An 11,202-nucleotide genomic window follows, 5' to 3' on the forward strand; every position below is an offset into this window, starting at 1 on the left:
TCAATCAAAACGTCATAGTATATTTGATCGTTATGCATGGTAACAGAATACAAGGATAAATTGACGAGTTTATGAATATTGAGATTACACAAGTGAACGATGCCGTCCATTTTGAGGCTCGAAACGGTGCCGGTAACAGCGTACATGTAGATGGGGCCGAAGCCGTGGGCGGTGAAGGAAAGGGGATGCGTCCCATGGAGCTGATGCTGGTATCAGTAGCCAGCTGCAGTGCCATCGACGTGGTAGAAATCCTGAAAAAACAGCGCCAGCCGCTTCAGAATCTGCGTATTTCTGTCAGTGGCGAGCGGCCCGAAAGCGGCGCGCCGCGTCCCTATACCTCTATCGCGCTGCATTTTACACTTTTCGGTGATTTGGCGCAATCCAAAGTAGCCCGTGCGGTCAAGCTGGCGGTGGAGGATTACTGCTCGGCGCGGGCCACCCTCTCTGATGATGTGAAGGTGAGCCACAGCTTCGAGATAAAATCCGCTGAAGAAATACCAGCCTATGAAGATTGATGATGAATTTTGCGAGGAACTTATCAAGGCGCATGAGTCGGCCGATGACTGCGTGGCCCCTCACCTGGTCGTTGAGTGGTTCGAGAGCGTACTGGGTCTTCTGTTTCCCGAATTTTCCAGGAGAGATTTTGCAAGCCGCGAGCAGATTATCGCCTACACCGAAGAGCTCAAGCATGAGCTGATCCAGCTTATGGTGTGCGGGAAGGGCGGTATGGAGGACGAATCAGAAGATATCGCCGACCATTTTTGCGCCACGCTCAGTACGGTGCGTAAAACCCTGTTGAAGGATGTGGATGCTATCTTTCAGGGAGATCCCGCTGCCCGGAGCAAAGACGAGGTCATTCGCACCTATCCCGGCTTTTATGCCATGGCCGCCCACCGGATGGCGCACGTCTTGTATGAACGGGATGTTCCGCTGATTCCGCGCATTATCTCTGAATATGCCCACAGTAAAACCGGTATCGACATCCATCCCGGGGCTGTTATCGGTGAACACTTCTGTATAGATCACGGCACCGGCATTGTAATTGGTGAAACCACGCAGGTTGGTGATCACGTAAAAATTTATCAGGGCGTAACGCTCGGTGCGATGAGCGTCAAAAAGTCGGATGCCTCCGTAAAGCGACATCCCACCATCGAGGACGGCGTGGTAATTTACGCCGGGGCCAGTATCCTCGGAGGGGAGACAGTGATCGGCGCAAATAGTGTTATAGGCGGCAATGTATGGCTGACCGAGAGCGTGCCGGCCGGATCGACGATCTATTATACAGCCAAAATGAGTCATGGCGAAGGCGAATCTGACACCATTATTTACAAACCCTAAATTCTGAGTATTCATGAATGTTGAAGATGTTATTGGAAATACGCCACTTGTAAAACTCAGTTCGATTCCGACGAATCGTGACGTTGCCATTCACTGTAAGCTGGAGGGACAAAATCCCGGCGGAAGCGTCAAGGATCGTGCCGCACTGGGGATGATCAACGGGGCGCTGCAACGTGGTGACATCGAGCGCGGCGATAAGCTGGTGGAAGCCACCAGCGGCAATACCGGGATCGCCCTGGCCATGATTGCCCGGATGAAAGGATTGCAGATGACGCTGGTGATGCCGGAAGATGCTACCGAGGAGCGCATAAAAACCATGCGGGCCTACGGGGCCGAGGTGATCTTGACACCGGCAGAGAAGACGATTGAATATTCCAGGACGAAAGCAGAAGAGATGGCTGAAAGCGGGGAATACTATATGCTGAACCAGTTTGGCAATGCCGATAATCCCGGCATGCATTACCGTACGACCGGTCCCGAAATCTGGCGCGATACGGGCGGGGAGATCACGCATTTTGTTTCAGCCATGGGTACCACCGGTACCATTATGGGGGTATCGCGTTATTTGAAAGAACAGGATCCCGAGGTCCGGATTGTGGGCACCCAGCCAACCGACGGATCCAGTATTCCCGGCATCCGGCGATGGTCGCCCGAATTCCTGCCCGATATTTTTGAGGATGACCGCGTTGATGAGGTTGTGGATGTGAGTGAGGATGAGGCCCGACGGATGACCCGCCGCATGGCCAGGGAAGAAAGCATCATGGCCGGGATGAGCAGCGGCGGGGCTTTGGCAGCTGCGCTGAAAGTAGCAGACCGTATGGACAGCGGAACCATCGTCTGCATTACCTGTGACCGCGGCGACCGGTACTTGAGTTCCGACCTTTTTGATTGAAACCTTAGTTGTAACGTTCAGTATGGCCCTGTGTAAACCGGCTGCGGGCCGGTTGGTTTCTTTTTCAAGACTGGTTTATCCATTCCTTTTCAGCAATACACCGCTTCAACTATTTATTATTCCCCTTCCCGGTTTATCAGGGCCAGGGCTTAAGTATGGAAACCTCTTTTTTCGCCTTCGACAGAGAAGTGATGATTTCAGCGACCGCTAACTTGAGCTGTTTCTATCTCTTCAAAAAAGAACGGGAATCAGATGTTATTGAACTTAACTTCGATCTTGGTTCATTCTTGATGTGATCATCAATGATATCTACAAATTAAGTTACAAAGGAGATACTAGGCGAAAACAAGCCAACAGAACCACCTGACCTCCTAAAACGGGAGGCTGACACTCCTAGGGAAACAATAGCCAAAAATTGACGAATCTTTAGTAAAAAAAGTTGCTTATAAATCCTTGTTTTTCAAAGAAGCTATTCAGTAAAAAGCATTACATATATTACAGTTAATTGCCTACATGATTTTTAAGTTCATAACACGATCATTCAATTGAGTAACTAAGTCATTCATTCGGGAAAGTAAGAGTATGAGTAATAATGAAGAAGAGTACTTTAAATTTGGCCTCTTTCTATAGGTCATTATCGAAAAGGCAAGGTCTAAAGATGGAAGGTTAAATAAGAATATTATTAGAAAATTCAGATAAATTCCTTGTTGAACCTTGTAATAAAAAAACGTTGCCCACATTTAAGGCTTTAAGGAAGTTGCATCGAGTTTATTAAGTAAGTCCTTGCCCAATATTAATGACCATTCTTTTAGATAGCGGATTTAAGAGTGCTTATGATATTTCAAAATCAACGGAAGAAAAGTTCAGTGAATCTTTAAAATAACATGATTCCAGTTGAAGAGGCTCAAAAAATATATAAAGCTGCAATTTCTTTGTCTCAAGATTATAATAGAAATGATTAATTCTCAGTGTCTGTAATCCAACAAGAAGATATAACCTCAGAAGGGCGAAAAGCACTAAAAGTACTTCTCCTACTAGTTATGGGTGGAGCATTTGTAGTAATCGTATTTGCACTGCAATCGCTTCAGGTTTCGAGCTTTGTATCTATTTTGGGTGTTGGGGTAATGACTGCTGGTGCATCTCTTCTATTGGGAGGTTTAATTGGTTTTTTATTCGGAATTCCTAAAACACTGCAACAAGATGGATCAACAGATGTAAATACTAAACTGGGAAATGTCTCAAATAAAGGGGCAATTTATAGAGCAAATACAAACCTTGAACAAATCTCTGATTGGTTAACCAAAATATTAGTTGGGGTTGGATTAACGCAGCTTACAAGCCTTCCTGAAGGTTTTAGTGTTATCTCTGAAAACTTATCAGTAGGGTTAGGCGGTTTCGAAAGCAGTGGTATTTTAGGTGTAGCACTGATTGTTTATTATTTAATTTGTGGATTTCTAATAGGTTTCTTGTGGACACGCTTAAATCTAATAGGTGAATTTAAAAAAGCAGATTCAACTTTGGCCACCACAGTACTTTCAGAACAAATAGCAGTTTTAGATAAAATGGAGTCTCAACTTGACGAAAAGGGAAAGCGTCAAATTCAAGAAATTAGACTCAATACTGAGAGAAAGTTGGCATCGTTGCCGCAAGATGGAACATCATCATCGTCGAAAAAAATTAGGCAATTTGCAAAAGAATATGAGCAAATACGACGAACGATGAGTTCGGGGAGAGAACGGACGTTTAAAATGAGTACATTAATGGCTCAGGTGAGAGCGTTAGCAATCCAATCGAATTTTGAGCCACAAATAATTTTAGATTTTTATCATACTGGATCCTTAGGTAACAGAGTAGTGGCTTTGAATATCTTGAGTGTAATGAAGTATCCAGAATGTTTTGATATAATTTTGGATTCTATTGGTGGTTCAAAATCTGCATTTGAACAATATGCTGCTCTTAAGGCAGCTGAAAATATAATAGACAATCTAAATAGAGACCAAAAAGAGAGGTTAGTTGAAGTCGTTAAAGATCAACGTAGCAGAGGACCAGAAAAATATATAACTCCAGATTCAGATCGATGGGCAATAAGTGAAAGAATTCTTGCAGTAATAGTCCAACCCCAAGACTAGAGTAAAGAATTGGTTCTTGTTAGCTTTCCAGTAGGATTATACTCATATTCATATCCCAACTATTTTCTTTTACTACTCCGGACACACTTTTTGGGTAACTATCCAGCTAGTCGGTTACATTCCCAATCCCTCGGGAGAAAAAGAAGTTTGGCGGGCTCGGTTTCTCCAGGCTGCGGCAGCTGCAGGAGGATAACACTCAACTCAAAAAGCTAGTTTCCGACCTTTTTGAGTAAAGATTTGAAAAGTACTATCTGCTTTTTGGATCCAAGGCTAATTTTTAAAGAGGATATTATTTGTCAATACATTTTCCTTGTCAGAATTGTAAGAGTATTTCAAAAGGCGGGGTTATAACAAAACCCTCTTGTCCGGAACAGTTCCAAAACCCTGAAAAGCACATGCCTGAGACGTTGTGTAACACAATTAAAAAATACGCCGATATTTTCTGGCGACTTATCCAATCTACGAAGGGATATCAATGCTGTATGCCCTGACCACAAAAAGGTTCGTTTAGTTCTGTCACCAGGAGACCGAGGAAGTCTACATAAGCAGTTACACACAAAATAAAAAAGCCCCGGCATCAGCCGAGGCTTTAAATCAAAAAGTTGGAGAACCTAAACCGTTTTAAGCCAGGCTTCGTACATTAATGGCACTTAAACCCTTGGATGTTTCTTCGACATCAAATTCCACGGCTTCTCCGTCTTTCAAACCTTGATCAAAGCCAAGATTCTCAACGTTGTTCCGGTGGACGAAGATATCTTTATTGCCCTCATTGGGACTTATAAATCCAAATCCTTTCTGGGAGTCGAAAAATTTTATTTTGCCTTCTTGTAACATATGTAATGTGTTTTATGCACCCGTAGGTTTCTCTTGTGAAAGGAGTTGAATTAACGCGTCGTTTCAGTAAAAGTTGCTTGTCAGGTGGGTAATTAAGTTTAACTCTTCAAGGTAATGCTAATAACCGGGAATACCTATTTATACTTCATAAAGGATGCCAAGCTAGTTAGTCTTACTCTCCCTAATGTAATCAGGTACCCGGTACTGACCGCCTGTGTTTTGAAGTTTTAACTGTATCGTCCAGCCGGTAATGTTCCAAAGGAAGATGTAATTCCACGATAATTGCTCAGGTTGGGTATAGTTTCGTTTGCTGTTTCGAATATTCCCTCTTATTTATAGTAGTCGGCTGGATGACAGTCGCCTAATCCGGATTTCCAAAACAGGACCTGACCTATGAAAAAGTTAAAATTGGTACTTTTTTTAGTCCTGATTCTGGTCTTGATATTGCTTGTGGTACAGAATACCGCTTCGGTACAGGCACATTTTCTTGGTTTTACCGCAGAAATGTCGCTGGTTGTGCTGCTTTTTCTGACCGGGGCGTTAGGCTTTGTTTCAGGGCTGGTACTTGGTTTTCTGTTGAAAAGCAGGAGCGTACAATCGGTCGAAAAGAAACGAAAGAATTAACGCAAATAATATTAAATAAACGCCGGTTGTAATATCGCAAAATTTTGAATTATGGAAGACAAAATACATGCTGTCATTACGGGAACCGGATCCTACATTCCCCGTCGCAAGGTTTCCAATAGTGATTTTTTAAAGAATACTTTTTTGAATAATGATGGGATTCCCTTGGGCAAGGATAACGAGGAAACCATTCAGAAGTTTGCTGAGATCACCGGTATACAGGCACGGCGGTATGCTGCTGATGATGTGCTGGCCTCGGATATGGGAGCAGAAGCCGGTGAGCAAGCTCTTGCATCGGCGGAACTGGATCCTGAGAAGCTGGATTATATCATCGTGGCCCATAATTTTGGTGATGTCCGTGCTGATAATCCACGAGTGGACATGGTGCCGACCCTGGCGTCGCGGGTTAAACACAAACTGGGAATAAAAAATCCGCATTGCATAGCCTACGATCTGCCTTTTGGCTGTCCGGGCTGGATTCAGGGACTCATTCAGTGCAACTACTATTTGCGCAGCGGGGATGCATTGGCCGGCCTTGTTATCGGAACAGAGACGCTTTCGCGTATCTGTGATCCGCATGACCGTGACAGCATGATTTACTCCGATGGGGCAGGGGCTGCAGTACTGGAGGGCCGCCAAAGCAGCACGCCGGTGGGGATACTCAGTCATTCCGCCCGCACCGATACCGAAGAGCAGGCCTATTATTTGAAAATGGATTCTTCATATCATCCTGACCATAATGATGCCCTTTTTATGAAGATGAAGGGGCGTAAACTGTATCAGTATGCGCTTACTCATGTTCCCAACCTGGTAAAAACAAGCCTTGAAAAAGCGAATATCGGTTTTGATGAAGTTGCAAAAGTGCTTATTCATCAAGCCAACGCCAAAATGGATGCCGCTATTTTACAGCGCCTGGCAAAGTTGTACGGCTACGACGAAATTTCAGAAGATATTATGCCAATGACTATATCTCAGCTTGGGAATAGTTCTGTTGCCACCGTACCTACCCTTTTGGATCTGGTTCTTCGGGGTAAGATGGAGAACCAGCACATTGATACAGGGGATGTCATCGTTCTGGCATCTGTTGGGGCGGGAATGAATATCAATTCCATAGTTTATCAGATGGATTGACTTCCCGGTTTTTTTGATCAAGCCTCAGGTTGTTCACAAGGAGATAGGCCTGCGCTGCTTTATAAGTCCTACTTGCGTTAATCTGTAAATCATATTCTTGTCTACTCCACATGGGATTCGAACAGCTGTTGATTTTTGGCGTGTTATTAGGTGCGTTTATCGGGTTGGTGATCGATCTGTGGAGTCCGGATGGTATCCTGTTGACGGCCCTGGCAATTCTCACGATCAGCGGAGTTCTCAGCCTTGAACAGGCTTTTCAGGGGTTTGCAAATTCTACATTGATTGCGCTGGGCAGCCTATACGTGGTGTCGGCTGCGATGCGGGAAAGCGGGGCACTGGACCGTGCCAGTTCCTTTATCCTGGGGCGGGAGACCCGGAGTATCCAGCGAATTTTGCTGCGTTTGTGTCCCAGTGTATCCCTGTATTCGGCATTTTTAAATAACACCCCCGTTGTTGCTATGGGCATTCCCGCTATACGGCAATGGGCACTAAAAAAGAATATTGTCGTCTCAAAACTGCTTATGCCTCTTTCTTTTGCCGCTATTTTGGGAGGGCTCTGCACCTTAATTGGCACAAGTACCAATCTAATTACTCACGGGCTGCTGCAAAGCCACGGATTTGAGGGGCTTTCCTTTTTTGAGCTGGCCTGGGTCGGTGTCCCCTGTGCCATTGTAGGACTGTTCTACCTCGTTTTTATCTCTCCCATGCTGACCCCGGCCCGCCGGGATATCCGGTACGAGGAGGAGCGGAAGCGGAATCTATTGGTAGAAATTGAGATAACAGAAGGTGCGAATGTAATCGAGAAGACGATTCGGGAAACCAATTTAAGTGAAATACAGGGGTTTTATCTTTCTCGCATTAATCGCAGAGATCGTGAAATAGCTCCCGTACCAAACAACGAGAAAATCCAGCAGGGAGATCATCTGTTATATGCTGTCAAGGGTGGTATTGCGGTCACAGTACCCGACTTGACTGATTATCCCGGGTTGAGAATTGTTCAGCAGCCACCAAGAGATATTGAACAGGAAGGAAAGCCAGAAAGGGAGCTTCACCAGGTCGTTGTAAAAGAAGGATCGCCATTGGTCGGGTCCACTGTAGAAGAAGCCAGACTCCTCGAACGGTTCGGAGCTGCTGTAACCGGCGTGCGGAGAAGAGGTAAACGTGTTGATCAGCCTCTTGGACCGTTTGTGCTGCACCCCGGTGATGTGTTACTGCTTGATACAAGACCTGGATTTCGAGAGGCTTATGAGGACACCAAGGATTTTTTCCTGACCAGTGCGGCCGGGGGTGAAGCAACCGGGGCAACGGCAAGCATTGAAGAGCATCGTTCCGGGGGGAAAAATTTGTATGTCTCGATTGCTGTGTTAGTGGGAATTGTGTCGCTGGTTGCCACCGGAATCGTTCATATTGCATTGGCCGGTATTTTAGGGGTCGCGGTATTGTTGAGTTTTAATGTAATTCAAGCCGGGGAAGCTCGAAAATCAGTAGACTGGACCGTCTTGATTGTGATTGGTGCCGCTATTGGCCTGGGGAAAGCTATGGAGGTGAGCGGAATGGCCGAACTTATTGGCAGCTGGATGGTGGCTCTTGCCAGCGCCTATGGTCACCGGCCTGCTTACTGAAATTATTACCAATAATGGCGCTGTGGCACTGATGTTTCCGATCGCCTTATCCGTTACAGAGGCTCAGGGGATAGAAGTCCGTGGCCTTTTTATTGCTATCACCTTGGTGGCATCCATGTCTACGATTACCCCCATCGGTTATCAGACAAACCTTAGGGTTTACGGACCAGGCAATTATAAGGTTACAGATTTCTTTAACGTAGGTTTTCTTCTTGAATTAACCTTGTGGGCGGTGCTCATCATTCTGGTTCCCTTCTTTTGGCCAATGTAAATTTTATAAAAATCCAATTTTTTGTTAAACCCAAAATAAAGAAGGACAGAATTAATTTTGTCCTTCAGGCATGTTGAAGAGTGATCTATAATGGATTCGATCTGAAAATAGGATCTTCCAGTCTTACTATTATTGCTATACATGCTAAACCAAGTAGAATATGGACGAAGGCACTCATCCCAGTTCGGATTGATTCAATTAATCAATAGTCATGCGAATATACCGATAGGTTGCTTTTGGGGTTCGCAGTTAGAAATGGGGATTACTGAAAAAAATCATAGAAATAGGTTGATAAATTCCGCATTTCCTTATTTCAAGGGGGTGAAAATCAGATTCGACGATGAATTTTGCACCACCTAAGTTATGAGTTGTTCATGGATAATAAGGCTGCCAAAGGGAGGATCGGCTTTCTTTTAAGTGGGACGTAAAAAAGAGGGAACATCTTCAAAAAAAAGAAATATAGTGATACCTTATTAGTTATAATCTATGAAAAAAGTAGTTTTAACAGGTTCCCCTAATGTATTTTATGGAATATTTAACATGCGTGAAGATGTACTAACCAATGCGTATCTAGGGGCTATCGTTAACAACTCTGACGATGCCATAATAAGTAAGGATCTTGACGGTGTTATTATGAGTTGGAATGATGGCGCTGAGCGTATATTTGGCTACACGGGAGAGGAAGCTATTGGCCGGCCTATAACCATGCTTATTCCCGATCAACGTCTGGATGAAGAAGAAGAGATTCTAAAACGACTCCGACAGGGAGAGCGGATTGACCATTTCGAGACTGTACGCAAGCGGAAAGACGGCACTTTGGTGGATATCTCGTTGACGGTCTCACCGGTAAAAAATGCTGAGGGCAAAATAGTGGGCGCCTCCAAGATTGCCCGGGATATTACCGCCCGTAAGAAAGCCCAGAAGAAGCTGGAACAGATGAATGAGACATTGGAGGGACGGGTAGCGGATCGGACAGAAAAGTTGCATTCTTACCAGCAGCAATTGCGTTCATTGGCTTCGCAGTTAAATAAAGCAGAAGAACAGGAACGGCAGCGACTGGCTACCGAGCTTCATGACACGCTGGGGCAAACGCTTGCTGCGGCTAAAATGAAGCTTGACGGATTGAGGAGCAGACAATTATCTAATCAGGTATCAGCTGAATTACAGGAGCTGAAAGAAATATTGGATCACGCTCTTCAATACAATCAAAATTTAATGATGGAGCTGAAACCGCCTCCTGTTCTTAATAAAGAGGATGCCACGGAAATGTTGCATTGGACTGCTAGCAAAATGGAAAAGAAGGGACTTGAAATTGAAATTAAAGACGACGGGCAGCCAAAACCTGTTGAGAAAGAGATCCATTCCATACTCCATCAATCAGTCCGAGAACTATTGCAGAATGTGATAAAACACGCCGATTCAAAGAAAGCTTGGCTGGAAATAACTAGTGAAAAAAGCTATTTAAAAGTAACGGTTAAAGACAAGGGAAGAGGCTTTGACATAAAAGAAAATGAGCTAGATCCTGCCGAAGGGGGAAGGTTTGGACTTTTCAATATAAAAGAACGTATTGATTGGCATGGAGGAAAATTTAACATTTACTCCAGGCCGGGAGAAGGTACCAAAGCTGTCCTCTATGTCCCTCTCAAAAAAGATCAGGCTGAAACGTCAAAAGACCAACACGAGACACATTTGCCTCCTGATCTAAGAAAGAAACAGTTAGAACGATCACAAAAAGTTAACGTCCTGCTCGTCGATGATCATGACATGGTACGATGCGGACTTCGTCAAGTGGTTGAAAAAGAAGATGATATTGTAATTATAGGTGAAGCTTCTAATGGCCAAGAGGCTGTTGAACTAGCACGAAGGGATCATCCCGATATTATTATAATGGATGTAAATATGCCCGTTATGAACGGTATTGAAGCCACACAAATAATAAAAAAGGAGATGCCTTGCGTTCGGATTATTGGTCTTTCACTTCATGAGAGCCAGGAGGTCGCCGAAAATATGCAAAATGCCGGGGCATCGGCATATTTGACTAAGAGTGAGGCATTTGAATCATTGATTACGACGATTCGTGCAGAATCTGGGTTCAGTGGTTCTAAGGTGAAATGACAGCTGATCCGCAACATACGAATCGCCTTGCACGTCTGATGGGAGAGTAAAGAGATGATCGACTTATTGAAGATCATCGTGGCTACTTCAAATTATCGTAGCAAAAATAGCACCACCGGGATTTCTAGTACAGTTAAAATACTTTATGAATTGAAGTAGTCACGATGAAATCTGACAGTTTAGTTAGATTAGAGTATCCAACAACCTAATCACTAAACGCAGACTCACCATGACTACGCAAGACAA

Annotated in this window: 10 protein-coding genes; 9 read left to right on the forward strand and 1 reads right to left on the reverse strand. The window is 44.5% G+C overall.

The genetic code is table 11. The annotated features are described in order from the left end of the window. Positions 1-71: 71 nt before the first annotated feature. The 4 genes from FN808_RS15300 to FN808_RS15315 all read left to right on the forward strand — a co-directional run bounded on the left by FN808_RS15300 (position 72) and on the right by FN808_RS15315 (position 4,359). Positions 72-515: an OsmC family protein gene (locus FN808_RS15300; RefSeq protein WP_142715484.1), complete on the forward strand. Its 444-nt coding sequence runs from the start codon at positions 72-74 to the stop codon at positions 513-515. After that, positions 505-1,338, forward strand: coding sequence for a serine O-acetyltransferase EpsC (epsC, locus tag FN808_RS15305; RefSeq protein WP_142715485.1), 834 nt, complete (start codon positions 505-507; stop codon positions 1,336-1,338). The genes FN808_RS15300 and epsC overlap by 11 nt, the downstream gene beginning before the upstream one ends. A 13-nt stretch (positions 1,339-1,351) precedes the next feature. Further along, positions 1,352-2,230 (forward strand): cysteine synthase CysM, encoded by an 879-nt coding sequence (cysM, locus tag FN808_RS15310; RefSeq protein WP_142715486.1) that lies wholly within the window; start codon positions 1,352-1,354, stop codon positions 2,228-2,230. Positions 2,231-3,198: 968 nt separating this feature from the next. Then, positions 3,199-4,359, forward strand: a complete 1,161-nt coding sequence (locus tag FN808_RS15315) for a hypothetical protein (RefSeq protein WP_142715487.1) — start codon at positions 3,199-3,201, stop codon at positions 4,357-4,359. A gap of 621 nt (positions 4,360-4,980) precedes the next feature. On the opposite strand, the gene FN808_RS15320 is transcribed toward FN808_RS15315, so the two are convergent. Further along, positions 4,981-5,193: a cold-shock protein gene (locus FN808_RS15320; protein WP_142715488.1), complete on the reverse strand. Its 213-nt coding sequence runs from the start codon at positions 5,191-5,193 to the stop codon at positions 4,981-4,983. Between the two features lie 393 nt (positions 5,194-5,586). Between FN808_RS15320 and FN808_RS15325 the strand changes: the two genes are divergently transcribed. The 5 genes from FN808_RS15325 to FN808_RS15345 all read left to right on the forward strand — a co-directional run bounded on the left by FN808_RS15325 (position 5,587) and on the right by FN808_RS15345 (position 10,956). Next, the gene (locus FN808_RS15325) at positions 5,587-5,817 is read left to right on the forward strand and encodes a LapA family protein (protein ID WP_142715489.1); all 231 of its coding nucleotides are present in this window, start codon (positions 5,587-5,589) and stop codon (positions 5,815-5,817) included. A 51-nt stretch (positions 5,818-5,868) separates the two neighbouring features. Beyond that, positions 5,869-6,948: a 3-oxoacyl-ACP synthase III family protein gene (locus tag FN808_RS15330; protein ID WP_142715490.1), complete on the forward strand. Its 1,080-nt coding sequence runs from the start codon at positions 5,869-5,871 to the stop codon at positions 6,946-6,948. Positions 6,949-7,058: 110 nt separating this feature from the next. Then, positions 7,059-8,570: an SLC13 family permease gene (locus FN808_RS15335; protein ID WP_142715491.1), complete on the forward strand. Its 1,512-nt coding sequence runs from the start codon at positions 7,059-7,061 to the stop codon at positions 8,568-8,570. Continuing rightward, entirely contained in the window at positions 8,548-8,841 is a 294-nt protein-coding gene (locus FN808_RS15340; protein ID WP_142715492.1) for an anion permease, read from the forward strand. Before FN808_RS15335 ends, FN808_RS15340 begins: the two co-directional genes overlap by 23 nt. A gap of 486 nt (positions 8,842-9,327) precedes the next feature. Beyond that, the gene (locus FN808_RS15345) at positions 9,328-10,956 is read left to right on the forward strand and encodes a PAS domain S-box protein (RefSeq protein WP_142715493.1); all 1,629 of its coding nucleotides are present in this window, start codon (positions 9,328-9,330) and stop codon (positions 10,954-10,956) included. Positions 10,957-11,202 lie beyond the last annotated feature (246 nt).

The organism is Fodinibius sediminis (assembly GCF_900182555.1).
GTDB lineage: Bacteria > Bacteroidota > Rhodothermia > Balneolales > Balneolaceae > Fodinibius > Fodinibius sediminis.